Source organism: Streptomyces nanhaiensis (genome assembly GCF_046614825.1).
GTDB lineage: Bacteria > Actinomycetota > Actinomycetes > Streptomycetales > Streptomycetaceae > Streptomyces > Streptomyces radiopugnans.
This window is the reverse complement of record NZ_JBKJFM010000139.1, coordinates 1-16747: the sequence shown is the minus strand read 5'-3', so window position 1 is coordinate 16747 and position 16747 is coordinate 1. Positions and strand designations below refer to the sequence as shown.

Here is a 16747-nt window from a genome sequence, read left to right as displayed (position 1 = left end):
GGCGCGCGAGGCCGCGCGCGCCGCCGGAGGAAGGCGCCGGCCCCGGACGGCGGAACGGACCGTACACGTGCAGATCGGCCGGGTGGAGGTCAGCGCCGCACCATCTGCCGCGGGACCCACCGGCGCGGGCCGCCCGCAGCGGCCGGCACGGCCCGCGCCCGCGCTGAGCCTCGCGGACTACCTGGCCGACAGCGAGCGGAGGGACTGAGGAGATGAGCAACGCACTCGCCATCGCCACGGTCACACAGGCACTCGCCCTGCTGATCGAACACAATCTGCAACCCGAGATCGACATGCAGGTCGCGGTGAAGACCGAGCGGCCGCCTGCGGAGGTCACCGACGACGCCACCATCACCGTCTTCCTCCACCAGGTGACACCGAACGCCTCCCGGCGCAACGACGACCTGCCCACCCGCGCCCCGGACGGCACCCTGCTCAAGCGACCGGCGGCGGCACTGGACCTGCACTACCTGATCAGTGCCTACGGCAACGAGGCGGAACTGGTCGGACAGCGGCTCATCGGCTGTGTGGTGCGCACCCTGCACGAGTTCCCGGTGCTGCCGGGGGAACTGATCGAGGAGGCCGCGCAGCGGCCGTACCTGGCGGGCAGCGACCTGGCGGAAGCCGTCCAGCGGGTGCGCTTCACACCGACCCGGATGGACATCGACGAGACCTCCAGGCTGTGGGGGATGCTCCACCAGACGCCCTACTCGCTGTCGGTCGCCTATCAGGCCACCCTGGTGCTCATCGAGGGCCGCGAACAGCCCGTCGTGCCCCGTCCGGTGCAGCGGCACACGGTGCGCGCGCTGCCCTTCGGAGCCCCGGGCGCGCCGGAACCCCCGAGACGGCCGGGCACCGGCACCGCCGACCTGGCCGCCGCCGTACCCGCGGAACGCTCGTCCGGGGCGGCCGCCCGGAAGGTGGCGGCCCGGGCGAGCCGGACCAGCGGCATGGCCGCCAGATCCGCCGCGCCCGCACCGCAGGCCGGGGCGGAGGACGGGCCGGAGACGCCGTCGTCCGCCAAGAAGGCTTCCGTCAAGAAGACGCCCGCCAAGAAGGCCGCCGGCAAGCGGCGCGCCACGGCCAAGGCCGCCGCATCACGGCCCCGTACGAGCAAGCAGTCCGGCAGCGGCTCCGCGAGCGCAGGCGGGAGCGCACGGGCGGGCAGGGACGACGGCACCACGAACGACCAGGAGGGCTGAGAAGAGGTGACGACGACGGGGGCGGGCAGGCACATGGACGGCACTTCCGGCACGACGGGCACTGCCGAGGGTCCGGCGCTGGCCGCCGCCATGCGCGCCGTCCTGGCCCGCCTCGACGCCCACGCCGCCCGTGCCCGCGGGGGCACCGCCGACACGGGCACTTCCGGAACCGCAGGTGCCCCCGGACCCGCCGGCACCGCCGGCACCCCTGAACCCGCCGCACTCGAGGCGCTCGTCCACTGCTTCGGACTGACACCCTTCGAGCGCGAGATCGTCCTCCTGCTGGCCGCCGCCGAACTGGAGCCCACCACCGGCAGCCGCTGCGCCGCCGCGAGCGGAGACCCCGAGCGCGCCCACCCCACCTTCTCCCTCGCGCTCGCCGCCCTCGGCGAGCCGCACTGGAGCGCCATCACCCCCGTCGCGCCGCTGCGCCGCTGGCGCCTGGTGGAACTCGACGACGAGACCCGGCTGACCACCACCCGGATCCGCCTCGACGAACGCATCCTGCACTTCCTCCTCGGCTCCCCGTACCTCGACGCGCGACTGCACGGCATGCTCGCCCGCGCCGCCGCGCCCGACCGGCTGCCGCCCTCCTACGAGCGCGCCGCGGACCGCGTCGCAGAGGTATGGGCAGGGGCCGGCCCCAGCACGCCCCCGAGGGTGGAACTCACCGGCGGCGACCGGCACAGCCGCCACGACATAGCCGCGGCCGCCGCCCGCAGCTGCGGACTCGGCCTCTACACCCTGAACGCCGAGGACCTGCCCACCGGCCACACCGAACGCGACCGGCTCGCCCGGCTGTGGCAGCGCGAGGCGATCCTGCTGCCCGCCGCCCTGTTGCTGGAGACGGGCGAAACGGACCGCGAACAGGACGCGGCGGCCGACGCGTTCACCGCCTCCGCCGCCGTACCGCTGGCCGTCTCCAGCCCCGACCCGAGGCGGACGGAGCGGACGCGCGCCGAGCGCGTCACCGTGCCGGTGCTGGGGGAGGAGGAGCAACTCGGCCTGTGGGCCGACGCCCTCGCCGGAATGCCGCGGATCGGAGAACGGCGACTGCGCGCGCTGGTTGCGCAGTTCGCACTGCCACCGCACACCGTCCGCTCCGCCGCCGCGACCGTACGCCGGCAGGCGGGGGAGGCCGGCCAGAACGGGGCAGCCGGGTCGGACGTCTGCGAACTGGCCTGGCGGGCCGGGCTCGCGGAGGCCCGCATCGGCCTGGACGAACTGGGCCGCCGCATCGAACCGGAGGCCGGCTGGGACGATCTGGTGCTGCCGGAGCGCCAGTTGCGCGTACTGCGCGAGATCACCGCCCATGTACGGCAGCGGGGCACCGTCCACCAGGAGTGGGGCTTCGCCCGCACCCTGCGCCGGGGCCTCGGGGTCACCGCCCTGTTCGCGGGCGGCTCGGGCACCGGCAAGACCCTGGCCGCCGAGGTGATGGCCCGCGAGCTGGGGCTGGACCTGTTCGTCGTCGACCTCTCCCAGGTGGTCTCCAAGTACATCGGCGAGACCGAGAAGAACCTGCGCCGTGTCTTCGACGCCGCCGAACGGGGCGGCGCCCTGCTGCTGTTCGACGAGGCCGACGCCCTCTTCGGCAAGCGCAGCGAGGTCAGGGACAGCCACGACCGCTACGCCAACCTCGAGGTCTCCTACCTGCTGATGCGGATGGAGGCCTACCGGGGCCTGGCGATCCTCACCACCAACATGAAGAAGGCGCTCGACACCGCCTTCATGCGCCGCATCCGCTTCGTCGTCGACTTCCCCTTCCCCGGCGAGGCCGAACGCGCCGAGATCTGGCGCCGGGTGCTGCCCGACAGCGCCCCGGCCGAGGACATCGATCCCGAACTGCTGGCGCGGCTGACGGTCGCGGGCGGCTCGATCCGCAACATCGCCCTCTCCGCCGCCTTCCTGGCCGCCGAGGAGGGGGACGCACTGCGGATGCGGCACATGCTCGCCGCGGCGCGCACCGAGTACCTGAAGCTGGAACGCTCCCTGACGCCCTCGGAGGTCCGCGGATGGGTGTGAACGAGACGCCGCGTGACACCACACACGGCACGGCACGCGACACCACGGTCCGGGTGGACATCGGCGAGCTGGTGCTCGACGGCTTCGACACGCGGATCGACCCCGAACGGGTCACGGCGGCGTTCGAGGCCGAGCTGACCCGGCTGGTGCGCGAGCGCGGCGTACCGCTGGCGGCGGACGGCGAGGGACGCGCACTGGGGGCGCTGTCGGGCCTGCCGCCGTTGCCCGCCACCACCTCGCCGGCCCGCCTCGGCCAGGCACTGGCACGCGCGGTGCACGCGGGCCTGTCGGGACGAGGCGAGGCCGGGCCCGCGGACGGGAGGAGGCGCCGATGAGCTCGCACACCGCGTCACAGGACTCCCGCTCGGCGCAGGAAGCCCGACGCCGCAAGCGCAAGGAGCGCAAGGAGCGCAAGGAGCGCAGGGAGCGCGGCGCCAGGTCCACCGTGCCCGAGCCCAAGGACGTCGTCGGCGGCGCCGGCCTGCCGCTCGACGCGAGTGTCCGCCGCGAACTCGAGGAACGGCTCGGCCACGACCTGGGCCGCGTACGCCTGCACACCGACCGGGACGCCGCCGCCCTCACCGACCTGCTCGGCGCGGACGCGGTCGCCGTCGGCCAGGACATCTTCTTCCGGGAGGGCGCGTACCGACCGGGCACCGCCGACGGCATGCGCCTGCTCGCCCACGAACTGCTGCACACCGTTCAGAACCCCGACGGCCTCGGCGCGCTGCGCGCCGGCCGCGACCTGGGCGCGGTGAGCCTGCCGCAGCAGACGGTGGAGCGCGAGGCGGAGACGGCGGCCCGGGAGTCGACGGCGCAGGACGCGGCCCGCGGCGGCGGGACGGACGGCGCGGCGGCCGAACGGGTCGAGGAGGGCCGGGCCACCCCGGGCTGGCTGCGCTACGCCACGGTCGACGCCGACCGCCGGCGCATGGAGCAGGTCGATCCGGCGATGCTGCTCGACCGCCTGACCAACGGCCTTCTGCGCTCGCTGCGCGGCGACCCGCAGGACCGCTCCAAGCGCGTGCGCATACAACTCGCCCGATTCTCACCGGAGATGCAGCACGCCGTCCTCGACCGGCTGGAATCGCGCCTGCTCTCCTCGGAGTTCGACCGGCTGATCGAACTTGTCGAGGAGACCGAGGACGAGGGCGCGCTCGAACCGGAGGCGCTCGGCGTCCCCGAGGCCGTTCCGGACGCCACCGAACTGCTGGAGGACGAAAGGGCGGACACCGAAGCCGCCGACCGGAGGCAGCAGGCGGAGCACGAGCGGTCCCGCGAGGGGCGGAGCGGCGAGCAGGACGGCGGACAGCGCACGGGCGAGGAGCGGCAGGACCGGGAGCGGCCGGACCGCAGGCGAGGCGATCGCGGCAGCGCGGGTGCGGTACGCCCAAGAGCCGGGCGCCCCACCGGGCGATCCGGGGGACCGGGACGGCAGACCGGGAGCACGGGCTCCTCGGGGCCGGACAGCGACCGTGCCGCGGCCTCGGGAGGCGGCGCCTCCCGCCGTCAGCCGCAGCAGCCCCGGCAGCAGGACGGCAGCGGCACGGGCGGCCGGTCCGAGGTGCCCGGAGTCGGCGGCGCCCCCGCGGCGAGCAAGGAGGAGTCCGCCGCCAGGAACCGGCCCGGAGCCGTGGAACCCCTGGTCGCGGGGCAGCAACCGGGCAGGGCGGACGAGCGGGACACGCGCGACGGCAAGCGTGCCGGCGTGGAGCCCGGCCCCCTGCTGAGGACGGCCGATCCGGGCGACCGCAGCACCTTGGAAGGGAAGCGCCCCCAGGACGAGCCGGCGCTCGCACAGGACGAGCCGATCGGTCCGGAGCCCGGCCCGAGCGGTGAACCCGGAGCGCTCGACGGACTCGAGGACGAGCGGGCCGCCGACCGGGACAGCGCGTGGAACACCGAACTCGAACCCGACGACTTCCTCCCCGCCACCGACCTCGACGTCTCCGGCGTACCGACCGCCGACGAGATCGTGCCCGGCTCGGACGCCGGCGGGCGGATGCCGAGCTTCCCCGAACCGCCCGCCACCAAGGCCGAACAGGTGCAGGCCAGACGGGACGAGGAGGACGCGGAGGAGGCCGCGTCCGAAGACGCCGGGTTCGCCGACCCGCTGCCCGCCGACAGCGGCGCGTCCGTCTCCCCGGCGACCAGCGCCGGAGCCGGTGACCGTACGGCGCGTGATCTCGGCACCGGGACGGCGGGCCGGCAGGAGGCCGACCCGCTGCCTCCGTCCTCCGACACCGCCGATGACCTCACCGAAGCCCCCGAGCCGAAACCCGGTCCCACGGCCGCCGAAGGCCCGCAGCAGCAGGAGGAGCGACAGCCCGAACCGGAGAAGGGTCCGGAACCCGAGACGGCCGATACGGGAGCCCCGAAGGAGGAGGCGACGGAGTCCGGAACTTCTGGTTCCTCCGGCACCGGCACCTCCTCCGGCACGTCCACCGCGTTCTCCGCCCCGGCTCCGACCGCGGGCACCTCGGGCGCGCCTTCAGGGGGCGGGACGGCCGGTACGACTGCTCCCGGTGCCCCCGGGCCGGCCACGGACACTCCGGCCGAGGCGTCCCCGGCACGGGACACCCATGTCTCGGGTGCGGACGGCGGTGACGCCTCCACCACCGGCGCCACGCCGGAGGACGGGGCGGGCTCCCGGCAGCGGCAGGAGCCTTCGGCCCCGGCTCCACGGCCCGAACCCGCTCCCGTACCGAGGTCCGGCTCCAGGCCCTCACGGTCGGTCAGCGGTGGTGGCAGCACCCGGAGCGCGTCGGGTGGTGGCGGGGGAGGGGGCGGCGCCCGCCCCACCGCCTCGTCCCGGCCGAAGAAGGACCCCGCGGCCCCCAACCTGTCGAAGGTGACACCGGAGGCCGGCCTGTCCACCGCCGCCGGGCTGAAACCGCACCGCGCGCTCGAAGCACTGGGCGGAGTGAACGGCGCGGTCGACAAGACGGTCGGCGACGAGCACCAGACCCTCCAGGACGCACCGCCGACGACGGAACGCCCCGCGGGCGCCCCGCAGACCCTGCACGGCGCGCCGAAGACCTCGGCCCCGGGCCAGTACTCCGGCGACCCGGCCGCCCGTGTCGACGCCCCGGAGAAGGAGAAGGCCGAAGTCACGGGAGACAAGGCCCCGGAGGGCGAGATCCCGGGAGAGGACATCGAGGAGCCCAGCACCCTCGAAGGACTCCTGGCGGGCGGGGCCCAGCTCGTCGTGGGAGCGATCAACGGCATCGCCGGTGCCTTCGGAGCCGACGAGGACGTCATCGACTCCGACGCGGTGGTCCAGTGGATCCTCGACCTGCCCACCGAGGACGAGATGCTCGCCCAGGCGGACGTCGGAACGGCGCCCGGGGTCGGCCTCCAGGGCGAGACGGACGGGCGCGCCGGCGAACAGGGCGGTGAACTCGACGACAAAGGCCGGGAACTCCACGCCTCCGGCCGCGACGACGCCGGGCGCCCCCTGGGCGAGGACCAGATCTACCCCGATGTGCCCGAGGAGACCCTGACCGCGAAGGTTCCGCGCGGAAAGGGACAGGGAGGACCCGGCGGAGGCGGCGGTCCGTCCGTGGGCGGACGCATCCCGCCCGAGGCCGTGTCCGCGGTGGCGGAGCACGAGCGCGGACCGCAGATCCAGGCCGCGTTCACCGACGGGCAGAAGCAGATGTCCGACGAGCGGCAGGCCAAGGACAGGGGATTCCGGGAGTCCCGGGAACGCCACAGGCGGCAGGTCCGCAGCGAGGTCGAGAGCAACACCCGTACCCAGGCCGCCGAACGCCGGAAGACCAGGGCCGAGGTGGAGACCTCCCGCGAGCAGTGGCGCAAGGAGCAGGACGGGGAACTCGACTCACTCGGCACAAAGAAGACCGAGAAGACCGAGAAGATCCGCAAGGACGTCAGGGACAAGGAGGAGCAGACCGACAAGGACGCCGAGGAGCACCGGAAGAAGAAGCAGGAGGACATCGGCAAGGAGAAGACCAAGGCCGAGGACGACGCCAGGAACAAGCGCGACACGGCCAAGAGCGACTCCGGCAACTGGCTCTCCAGGGCGTTCGACTGGATCCGCGACAAGCTCATCGAGCTGAAGAACGCGATCGTCGGCTTCTTCCGCGCCGCCCGCGAGGCGATCACCAGCCTCATCAAGGACTTCAAGGGCACCGTGATCCGCTGGATCGAGGCGGCCCGGCAGTTCATCGTCGACAAGTTCAAGGAGTTCACCGAGGCCCTGGTCCAGCTGGGCAAGGACCTCCTCGACGCGATCGTGGAGATCGCGAGCCGGCTGCGAACCCTCATCATCCGCATCCGGGACGCGGCCATCGCCCTGGTCAACCGGATCGCGGACGAGCTGAAGCGGATCGTCACCGAACTCCTCGACGAGATCGGCAAGATCCTCAGCGGCATCCTCGACGCCCTGATGGAGGGCCTCCGGGCGGCGGTCGATGCCGTCAAGAGCGCGCTCAAGGGCATCATGGACTTCGCCATGGGCCTGCTCAACGCCCTGGGCGAGTGGGCGATGATCGCCGCCGACATCCTCTCCGACCCGGGCGGCTGGCTCAGCGGTGCCAAGGCCTCGGCCGAGGACGGAGCCAGGAACCATCTGTTCCGGGAAGTCACCTCGGCGATCAGGAACTGGTTCAACGAGAAGATCCAGGAGATCCTCGGGCTCCCCAGGGCCGTCTTCGACAAGCTGATCGGCGGGGGCGTCAGCAGGGAGCAGATGGCCAAGGAGGCGTGGGACGCCGCGCTTCCCCAACTCCCCGTCATCATCGGGGAGATCATCATCACCAAGGTCATCGCCAAGCTGATCCCCGGCGCCGGCTGGGTGATGGCGATCATCGACGCCTTCAAGGCGGCCTGGGAGTCCCTGAGCGAGATCCTGCGGGCCTTCGGCGCCTTCATGGACTACCTCAAGGCCGTCAAGGGCGGCAACGCCGGCGTGCTGTTCGCCAAGGCCGTGGCCTCGGGCGTGGTGGCCCTGCTGGAACTGGCCTACCAGGCGCTGCTCAGCGGCATCGGCAAGTACGTGGGCAAGGTCGGCGACCGGCTCAAGGGCGTCGCGGCCAACCTCGGGAAGAAGCCCGGAAGCAAGGACGAGGACAAGCCGAAGGATGACCACGACCCGAAGAAGCGCCCGGACCCGCAGGAGGAGGCGAGGAGGGCGCAGGAGCGCACGCGCCGGGCGAACGCGGAGATGTCGCGCAGGCCGCCGGCCAAGCCGAAGCGCCCCCGCCCGCAGCCCCGCCCGACCCGGCGGCCCGACTCGCCCCGGTCCCGCCGCGACCCCGCGCGCCGTCCCGACACCCGCCGCCCGGACGACCGCACCCGTACGGACCGGCCCGGCCGCCGCGCCCAGGACACCGACCGGGACCAGTCCCGAACCCCCGCGCGCCGCGAGACGGAGGGCACGAAGCCCGCCCCGCGCCCGCGCCGCACGTCACCGGAGACCCGCGCCGCGAACCGCGCGCGGCAGACGGTCAGGGCCGCCCAGAACCGCATCCGCAGAGCCCGGCAGGCCCTCGACCGCAAGGACCGCGACGGCCGCCTCGACCGATCCCTGGACAACAACGCCCGCCGCATGCGCGACGCCTACCGCCGCCGCCGCGACCTCCTGCTCGACCAGCGCCGACGCCGCCAGGAACAGAAGCGCCGACTCCGTGACCAGCGGCGGAGGAGGGAGGGTTCCAAGGAACACAAGGAGCTTCGCCTCGCTCGGATTGTCGCTCGTCTGAAGCCGAGACTGCGGCTGCTACTTAAGACGGGCGTCAGGCGTTCTGTGATGCGTGCCTTCCTTTCAGCTGCGCGTCTCTGGTACCGGCTGACTCGCCTCGTCGATTCCGGGACGTCGCCACTCCTGATCACGGCATTTCTCAATCCAGAAGCGGAAGCATCCCGTGGGCGGGCGAAGACCCCAGAACAAATTCTTGCGGAAGACCCTTCCGCGACCCCCGAGCAGATAATTGCCGATTCTGAGGCCAAGATAACCGGCGCAGACGAGTGGATTCTTTGCTATGACCCGGATTCCAGTGAGTCGCTGAGAAATGGACTCGCCAGGATCCTTGCCGTGCAGCGTCATGCCGCTTTGCGAGGGCTGCGGAGGGACCAGAGGCGGGGCGAGGAGCGAGGCGTTTACATCGACGCGCGGGCACGCAGAGTTGAGCAAAGCGACAGTGAGGTTGCATCTCGTTCTTACGTGCAACAAGCAGGGAATATGCCAGACTCCGATACTGGAGATCCTCGGCTCGTTACCAGGGACCCCGGGACGGAAGATCCGGAGCGCCGGGCATTGCCGCCGGGCAGACAGAGGCTCACCATGTCCGCCATGCTGCGGGCTCACGGAGGGAAACGTGGAACAGCGGGTGAGAGCTACGTGCGGCAGGAACTGCGCTCGGGTAAGGAGCAGGAAGAGGAGCGCGTCAACGTCACGCGCCCTGATTATTCGGGGCGATACCCGGTCAGGCCGACCGAAGGAGGAAGAGAGGTAAGGGTTCGCAAAGTCGACCTCAAGGACCAGTACGGCGAACGCGAACAGTTGATCGAGGTGAAGAATTACCAGAGGTACAACGGGAAGTACACGGAGGTCAGAAACGGGAGAAGGGTTGTAAAGGAGCTGTTCGTTCGACTGGAGGGGGAGAAGAGGGAGGTTGGTGAGAGTGGTCGCCCTGTGACCAGGGATCAGATCAACAAGGACTGGCGAATCAAGAGGAACAAACAGCGCGCAGGTATTAAGGTGGATGTGATCTGGATTTTCTCAGACGCCCGCCCCTCCATGAGTCTAAGGGCGGCTTTGGTGAATGCGGGATTTGCTGTCGTGGTGCTTTCGTAAGGATGGCGAAAAGTGAGAAACGGTGACAAGGACAGGGTTTGTGCAGAACGGGTGCGAGGGCTGGATGAGTGGACCCGGGAGATGGATCGGGATGTCGTCCGGCTCGCGGAGATGCTGGACATCCGTCCACCCGAAGAGTTGCTGAGCGATCCGCGGACCGGGCTTGCGAAGCTTGACGCACTCTATGAGTACGAAGACATCGAGGCGATCAGTGAGGAAGACACCATCTGGGTCACCGCACAACTTCTTGCTTATGTTGCTACATATCTGATCAAGAAGTTCGATGGTCGATGGGTGGTGGATACGGATAGGGGATCTCCTTCTTATGCTCGCTATCTGGTCGCATTGCCCGCCCCGCGGGGTGACGGGGATGTGTTGATCGACATTGGAAAGGAAGTCGACTCCTTTCTTCATGAGCCGGTCGGGCGCAGTCTTTTGAAATTCATCATCAGGCTGGAGGGGAAAGTTGCACCGTGATCTCAGGAGCGGCCCGGGAGGAACACCGTGACCCGCTACGCCGACATTCCCAAGCCCATCCGGTCCGGGATCGTGATCGTCGATCCCGAGCGGGGGATACCGCAGCGCATCATCGTGCTGCAGTTCAACCCCGACACCCTGGAGCGCAGCATCAGTCCGCAGGCCGCGGGCGGGAGCGGTGACGCCGGGGGCGGGGGGAGCGGAGGGGACCGGAACGAGGCGCTGCGGCTGAAGGGGCCGGCGCAGGAGACGTGGAAGTTCACCGCCGAGATCGACGCCACCGACCAGTTGGAGCTGGCGGCGCCCGACGGGATCCATCCGCAGCTCGCGACGCTGGAGATGCTCGTGCAGCCGACCACCGCCCAGCTGAGGGAGGCCACGCGGCTGTCGAAGAAGGGCACCATCGAGATCAGCCCGATCGAGATGCCGCTGACCCTGTTCACCTGGGGCAGCAAACGCGTCATGCCCGTGCGGCTGACGGAGCTGTCGGTCAACGAGTCCGCCTTCGACGTGAACCTGAACCCGATACGGGCGAGCCTGAGCATCGGGATGAAGGTGCTGACGGTGAGCGATCTGCCCGCCGGGCACCGCGGCGCCGAGCTGTACCTGGCGCATCTGGCGCAGAAGGAGCGGCTGGCCGGCACCGCGCGGGCGGGGACGCTGGGGGCGCTCGGGCTGACCGGGGCCGACATCGGGACGGGGAGGGTGTGAGAGGCCATGGCCGATGAGAGCGGGGTCCACGGGGGCCCACCGGACGGGATCCCGGGGGCGCACCCGTATCCGAGGACGAGCCGGTACCACGACGCCGAGATCGCCGTGCACCGTATGCCCGACGGCACCGAAGTCCGTTACGCCAGGAGGAGGTTGCTGCCCCCGCTTCCGGAAGAGGGGGACGAGGACACCGCCGTCCACACCGTCAGCGGCGGCGAGCGCCCCGACCAGCTCGCCCAGCGCTACTTCGGCGACCCCTCCCAGTGGTGGCGGATCGCCGACGCCAACCCCGTCCTCGATCCGCGCGAGCTGACCGCCGAGCCGGGGCGGGAGATCGGCATCCCGCTGCCCGGCGGCCTCCCACGGGGAGGCGCGCATGGCCGATGAGCACGTCGGCGGCGGGCCGATCCACCTCACCCTGAGCATGGGCCCCCACCTCACCCGGCCCGTTCCCCAGGCGGTGAGCGAGGCGCTGCTGTCCGCGCAGATCACCAGCACCGCGGGCGAACGCTCCGGCTTCCAGCTGGCGTTCGACCTCACCAAGAAGGGCGCGATCATCTCCGGCCTGCTGCCCGAGGGGTTCTTCGACCCGCGCACCCGCGTCGTCGTCACCACGGTGATCAAGGGGACCCGGACCGTCCTCCTCGACGGCCTGATCGTGCGGCAGGAGGTCGGGGCGAGCAACCAGCCCGGCCAGACGACCCTGACCGTCACCGGCGAGGACCTCTCGCTCCTGATGGACCTGGACGAGCGGGTGGACCGCTACCCGAACCTCTCCCCGGCCCGCAGGGTCGAACGCATCCTGGCCAGGTACGCCGACTACGGCATCCATCCGGACGTCCACCCCGAGCAGATCGTCCAGCAGCCCCGTGCCGAGCACCGCGTGGACTACCAGACGGGCACGGACCTGGCCTACGTCAACGAACTGGCCCGCGCCAACGGCTACGTCTTCTACCTGGAGCCCGGCCCGCGGCCCGGCCGATCCACCGCCTACTGGGGCCCGCAGCGCCGCGTCGGCCTGCCGCAGCACGCGCTCAACGTCAACATGGACGTCCACTCCACCGTCGACCAGCTCACCTTCGCCTACGACGGCGCCGCCCGCGAGGAGCCGCAGGCCCACTGGCAGGATCCGCGCACCCGCGAGTCCACCCTGATCCCCCAGCCCGACATCGGCCCGCTGCGCCCGCCGCTGGGCAGGCGCGCGAGCCCGGCGCTCAAGCGCCGCCGACTGGCCGGCACCGCCAAGAAGGACGAGGCGCAGGCCAGGGCCGAGGCGCTGGCGCGGGCCGCGACGTCCGCCGACGCGATCTCCGGCTCCGGGCAGCTCGACGTCAACCGCCACGGTTACGTACTGCGCCCGCGCGAGCTCGTCGGCGTGCGCGGCGCGGGCGTGACGTACGACGGCGAGTACTACGTCACCTCCGTCACGCACAACCTCACGCCCGGCTCGTACCGGCAGAACTTCACGCTCTCGCGCGAGGGCCTGATCGCGCGCGGGGACACCGTCCGCCCGTAGGGGCCACCCAGACCACCCAGACCGACCAGGAGCAGTCCGCATGGCGCCAGCACCGAACAACCGCTTCCTCGGCAAGTTCAGAGGCCGGGTGGCGGACAACGACGACCCGCTGGGGATCGGCCGGATCACCGCCCACGTCCCGGACGTGCTCGGCGACGAGGCCTCCACCTGGGCCATGCCCTGCCTCCCCTTCACGGGTGAGCGCTCCGGCCAGTACGTGGTCCCGGGCCGGGGGGCGGGCGTCTGGATCGAGTTCGAGCAGGGCGACCCGAGCTACCCGATCTGGACGGGCTGCTGGTACGGCGGGGCGGACGAGCTGCCGGAGGACGCCCGGGCCGCGGCGCGCACGGGCGCCGAACCGGTCGTCATCCAGACCCGCGGCGGACACAAGATCGTGATCTCCGACGACCCGGAGACCGGGATCCTGCTCCAGGCGCCGGGCCCCGGCGAGGGCGGGCCGGGCCCGTACATCCGCGTCACCCGGGGCGGGATCCACATAGACAACGGGCAGGGGGCCTCGGTCTCGGTGGCCGGGGACAGGGTCGACGTCAACCAGGGCCGGCTGATCGTGCCCATCAAACGCTGAACGGACGGGGGAGAGAAGCCTTGTCGGGAGAAGTCACGCACACGGGCACCGCGGTCGGCTGCCCGCACGGCGGCCGGGCGAGCGCCGCCGGCGCCGACGCGCACGGGGTGCTGGTCGACGGCCTGCCGGCCGCCACCGGCGCGCTCGTCCACACCGTCACCGGCTGCCGCCACACCGTCGACGGGGTGCCGGTGCCCTGCACCACCGTCCGCTGGACGCCGACGGAGGGCGGGGTGACGGCGGACGGGAAGCCGCTGCTGCTGGAGGACACACCGGGCATGTGCTTCACCGCGCGGCTCGTACCGCAGGGGCAGCCGCTTGTCACACCGGCGGGGCGCAGGGGGGTGGCCTGCGGATGAGGGCCGGGACGGTACGCCGGGACATCGCCTTCCCCCTCCGCGTCGACCGGCGCGGCCGCACCGCGCACGCGGCGTACGAGGAGCACGTGCGCGATCTGATCGAGCAGTTGCTGTTCACCAGCCCCGGAGAGCGCGTGATGCGCCCCGACTTCGGCTGCGGGCTGCTGGACCTGGTGTTCACCCCCAACAGCCCGGAGCTGGCCTCGGCACTGGAGCTGTCGGTGCAGGCCTCGCTCCAGCGCTGGCTGGGCGAGCTGATCGCCGTGGAGGACCTGGACGTGGTCAGCGAGGAGAACGTCGTCCGCGTCCACCTGCGCTACACGGTGCGCGCCACGGCCGGCAGGCGCGACGAGGTCTTCGAGGGGAGGGCCGAGGCATGAGCGGCGGTACGCAGACGGCGGTCCCGCGCCCGGGGGACAGGCGCGGCAGGGTACGCGCGGCACGGCTGAACGGTGTGGACGCGGTGGAGGTGGGCGACGACGGGCTGACCCTCACCGTCACCTTCCTGGGCAAGGCGCCGCACGGCCTGGGCCCGGAGAACATCCGCATCGACGGAGGGCGCGGAACCACGGACATCCGGGCCGTCGCCGTGGAGGCCGAACGCGAGGAGGACCCCGAACTCGACGACCTGCTGTACGTCACCGTGGACCGGACGGGGGGCTTCGGCCGCCACCGGCTGGCGATCGTCGAGACCGACCCCTACGGCCGCCCCGGCACCGAGCCCTTCCCCGGTTTCGACCAGCGCTACCACGCGGCCGAGTTCTCGTTCCGGCCCGCCTGCCCCTCGCCCCTCGACTGCGGTGATGCGCAGGAGGAGGAAGAGGCGGCGGAGGCGCCCGGGACCTTCCGGCCCGCACCCGTGATCGACTACACCGCCCGCGACTACGACACCCTGCGTCGCCTCGTCATGGAACGCCTGGCACTGACGGCGCCCGACTGGACCGAGCGCAACCCCGCCGACCTGGGCACCACCCTGGCCGAGCTGCTGGCGTACACCGCCGACCAGATCAGCCACCAGCAGGACGCGGTCGCCACCGAGGCGTACCTGGACACCGCCCGCCGCCGCGTCTCGGTGCGCCGCCACGTACGGCTGGTCGACTATCCGATGCACGACGGCTGCAGCGCCCGCGCGCTGGTCGCCGTCGAGGTGGCCCGGCCGCTGACGCTGCTCGCCGGGACGTACCGCTTCGCCGCCGTGGACGTACGCACCCTCGGCCCGCGCGACCGGCCGCGCACCGGCACGGTCATCGACGACCGCGACCTGGCGGTGCTGGAGGAGCGCGGCTCGGTGGAGGTCTTCGAGCCGGTCACCGAGGCGCCGCTGCGGCTGCGGCCCGAGCACAACACCATCCGCCTGTGGACCTGGGGCGGCGAGCAGTGCGCGCTGCCGAAGGGCGCCACGTCCGCCACCCTGCGCGACGAGTGGGCCGGAGACAGGCCCGGGGAAGCGGCCGGTGACAGGGGCGGCGAGGAAACGGGTGAGGGACGCCGGGAGCGGCGGCTGGACCTGCGCCCCGGAGACCTGCTGGTGCTGGAGGAGGTCAGGGGCCCGCGCTCGGGCACCCCCGGCGACGCCGACCCCACCCGCCGCCAGGCGGTACGCCTGACCTCCGTCACCCCGGCCGTCGACCGGCTGTGCGACCAGCCGGTGCTGGAGGTGGCCTGGGCCCGCGAGGACGCGCTCGCCTTCCCCCTGCACCTGACCGTGCTCGGAGGCCGGGACTGCGAGCCGGTGGAGGACGTCACCGTCGCGCGCGCCAACGTGGTCCTCGTCGACCACGGCCGCTCGCTCACCTTCCGCGGACACCTCCCCGAGCGTCTGGAGGTGCCACCGGTGCCCGCCGTCGTCCCGTCCTGCGGGCCGCCCGCGTTCGGCTGCCGGACCGGTGCGTACGCGGCGGAGGGCAACCGGCCCGGCAGGCTGATCCTGGACCGGCTCGAACAGACCGCCTGCGGAAGGCTGCTGACACCGGACCACGTCCGCGAACTGTCCGAGGTCGTCGGCGAGGAGGCGGTACGGCGCGCCGGGCTCGGAGTGGAGCGGGCCGGGCGCAAGGGCGAGAAGGCGGTGCCCGGCACCGCCTACGAGCAGGAGGCCGCCCTGGAGACGCTGCTCGCCCAGTCCGTCTACCCCGGCATCATCCCGCGCCTGCGCCCCCGCCTGCACCGCTTCCCCGTCGCCCAGACCGCGCCGTTCCCCGATCCGCGCCATGTCTCGGCCGGCCAGGCCGAACGGCTGGCCGCCATCCCCGCGCGGATGCGGCGGCGGCTGGTGGAGCTGTGGCGCGGCGCCCGCGACCACGACGGACTGGACGAACGCGAAGTCGCCGAACTGGCCGTGCTGTTCGGGCTGAAGACGCTGGAACGGCTGGAGCTGCGCCGCCGCCCGGTGCCCGCCCTGCGCGAACTGCTCCACCGCAGTGAACGGCTGCTGGCGGCGAAGCTGCGCCGGCTGGAGGTGCTGACGGCGCGGGCCCGCGCCGGACGCGTTCTGGACGGGCGCACGGCCTGGGAGATCGCGCACAGCTGGGGCCCGGCGTACGCGGCCGGACTCCACCCGGACGAGCCGGAGCTGCACGGACCCGCGTCCGCGCTCGTGCCCGAGCCGCGCGCGGCGCTCCCGGCCGTACGGCTGACCGGCGGCACGGGGAGCGGGGGCGGCGGGGACGGCGGGGACGGGGAGGGGGCCGTGTGGGAGCCGCGCCGCGACCTCCTCGGCAGCGGCCCCCGCGACCGCCACTTCGTCGGTGAACTGGAGGACGACGGACGGCTCGCGCTGCGCTTCGGCGACGGGCTGCACGGAGCCCGGCCCGAACCGGGCACCACCCTGGAGGTCCACTACCGGCTGGGCGGGGGCAGGGCCGGCAACGTCGGCGCCGAGGCCATCAACCACCTGGTGCTGTGCCGGGAGGCCGGGGAAGGCGAGCAGGGCCCGGAAGCGGGTGAGCCGATGCCCGTGGCCGGGGTGCGCAACCCGCTGCCGGCCGCCGGCGGCGCCGAGCCGGAGCCCGTCGAGCAGGCGCGCCGGTTCGCGCCGGCGGCCCCCGGACGGGT

Annotated in this window: 12 protein-coding genes and 1 pseudogene; all 13 read left to right on the top strand. The window is 72.4% G+C overall.

Annotated features, from left to right (window positions below; genetic code table 11):
* Positions 1-208: pseudogene (locus ACLIYP_RS24130) on the top strand (hypothetical protein); the annotation flags it as partial.
* Between the two features lie 4 nt (positions 209-212).
* Positions 213-1202, top strand: a complete 990-nt coding sequence (locus tag ACLIYP_RS24125; RefSeq protein WP_412715215.1) for a DUF4255 domain-containing protein — start codon at positions 213-215, stop codon at positions 1200-1202.
* Positions 1203-1235: 33 nt separating this feature from the next.
* On the top strand, positions 1236-3227 hold the full coding sequence (locus ACLIYP_RS24120; protein ID WP_412715216.1) for an ATP-binding protein: 1992 nt from the start codon (positions 1236-1238) through the stop codon (positions 3225-3227).
* Positions 3218-3562 carry a hypothetical protein gene (locus ACLIYP_RS24115; RefSeq protein WP_412715214.1) on the top strand — a complete coding sequence of 115 codons (345 nt, stop codon included), beginning with the start codon at positions 3218-3220 and terminating at the stop codon, positions 3560-3562. Before ACLIYP_RS24120 ends, ACLIYP_RS24115 begins: the two co-directional genes overlap by 10 nt.
* Positions 3559-10044 (top strand): eCIS core domain-containing protein, encoded by a 6486-nt coding sequence (locus ACLIYP_RS24110; RefSeq protein WP_412715213.1) that lies wholly within the window; start codon positions 3559-3561, stop codon positions 10042-10044. Before ACLIYP_RS24115 ends, ACLIYP_RS24110 begins: the two co-directional genes overlap by 4 nt.
* A gap of 12 nt (positions 10045-10056) precedes the next feature.
* Positions 10057-10521 carry a hypothetical protein gene (locus tag ACLIYP_RS24105; RefSeq protein ID WP_412715212.1) on the top strand — a complete coding sequence of 155 codons (465 nt, stop codon included), beginning with the start codon at positions 10057-10059 and terminating at the stop codon, positions 10519-10521.
* Positions 10522-10548: 27 nt separating this feature from the next.
* Positions 10549-11232, top strand: a complete 684-nt coding sequence (locus ACLIYP_RS24100; protein ID WP_093659749.1) for a hypothetical protein — start codon at positions 10549-10551, stop codon at positions 11230-11232.
* Between the two features lie 6 nt (positions 11233-11238).
* Positions 11239-11619, top strand: coding sequence for a hypothetical protein (locus ACLIYP_RS24095; RefSeq protein WP_412715211.1), 381 nt, complete (start codon positions 11239-11241; stop codon positions 11617-11619).
* Positions 11609-12748, top strand: coding sequence for a hypothetical protein (locus ACLIYP_RS24090; RefSeq protein ID WP_412715210.1), 1140 nt, complete (start codon positions 11609-11611; stop codon positions 12746-12748). The genes ACLIYP_RS24095 and ACLIYP_RS24090 overlap by 11 nt, the downstream gene beginning before the upstream one ends.
* A gap of 40 nt (positions 12749-12788) precedes the next feature.
* The gene (locus ACLIYP_RS24085) at positions 12789-13334 is read left to right on the top strand and encodes a phage baseplate assembly protein V (protein WP_412715209.1); all 546 of its coding nucleotides are present in this window, start codon (positions 12789-12791) and stop codon (positions 13332-13334) included.
* A gap of 20 nt (positions 13335-13354) precedes the next feature.
* Entirely contained in the window at positions 13355-13693 is a 339-nt protein-coding gene (locus ACLIYP_RS24080) for a hypothetical protein (protein ID WP_412715208.1), read from the top strand.
* Positions 13690-14073 carry a GPW/gp25 family protein gene (locus ACLIYP_RS24075; RefSeq protein WP_412715207.1) on the top strand — a complete coding sequence of 128 codons (384 nt, stop codon included), beginning with the start codon at positions 13690-13692 and terminating at the stop codon, positions 14071-14073. The genes ACLIYP_RS24080 and ACLIYP_RS24075 overlap by 4 nt, the downstream gene beginning before the upstream one ends.
* Positions 14070-16747 (top strand): baseplate J/gp47 family protein (locus ACLIYP_RS24070; RefSeq protein WP_412715206.1); only part of this gene is annotated, 2678 nt, incomplete at its 3' end. The genes ACLIYP_RS24075 and ACLIYP_RS24070, both read left to right, overlap by 4 nt.

Bases quoted from the DNA above. Each gene is read 5' to 3' on its own strand.
- ACLIYP_RS24125 (WP_412715215.1), top strand. From the start codon at position 213: ATGAGCAACGCACTCGCCATCGCCACGGTCACACAGGCACTCGCCCTG.
- ACLIYP_RS24085 (WP_412715209.1), top strand. From the start codon at position 12,789: ATGGCGCCAGCACCGAACAACCGCTTCCTCGGCAAGTTCAGAGGCCGG.
- ACLIYP_RS24095 (WP_412715211.1), top strand. From the start codon at position 11,239: ATGGCCGATGAGAGCGGGGTCCACGGGGGCCCACCGGACGGGATCCCG.
- ACLIYP_RS24120 (WP_412715216.1), top strand. From the start codon at position 1,236: ATGGACGGCACTTCCGGCACGACGGGCACTGCCGAGGGTCCGGCGCTG.
- ACLIYP_RS24075 (WP_412715207.1), top strand. From the start codon at position 13,690: ATGAGGGCCGGGACGGTACGCCGGGACATCGCCTTCCCCCTCCGCGTC.
- ACLIYP_RS24115 (WP_412715214.1), top strand. From the start codon at position 3,218: ATGGGTGTGAACGAGACGCCGCGTGACACCACACACGGCACGGCACGC.
- ACLIYP_RS24090 (WP_412715210.1), top strand. From the start codon at position 11,609: ATGGCCGATGAGCACGTCGGCGGCGGGCCGATCCACCTCACCCTGAGC.
- ACLIYP_RS24110 (WP_412715213.1), top strand. From the start codon at position 3,559: ATGAGCTCGCACACCGCGTCACAGGACTCCCGCTCGGCGCAGGAAGCC.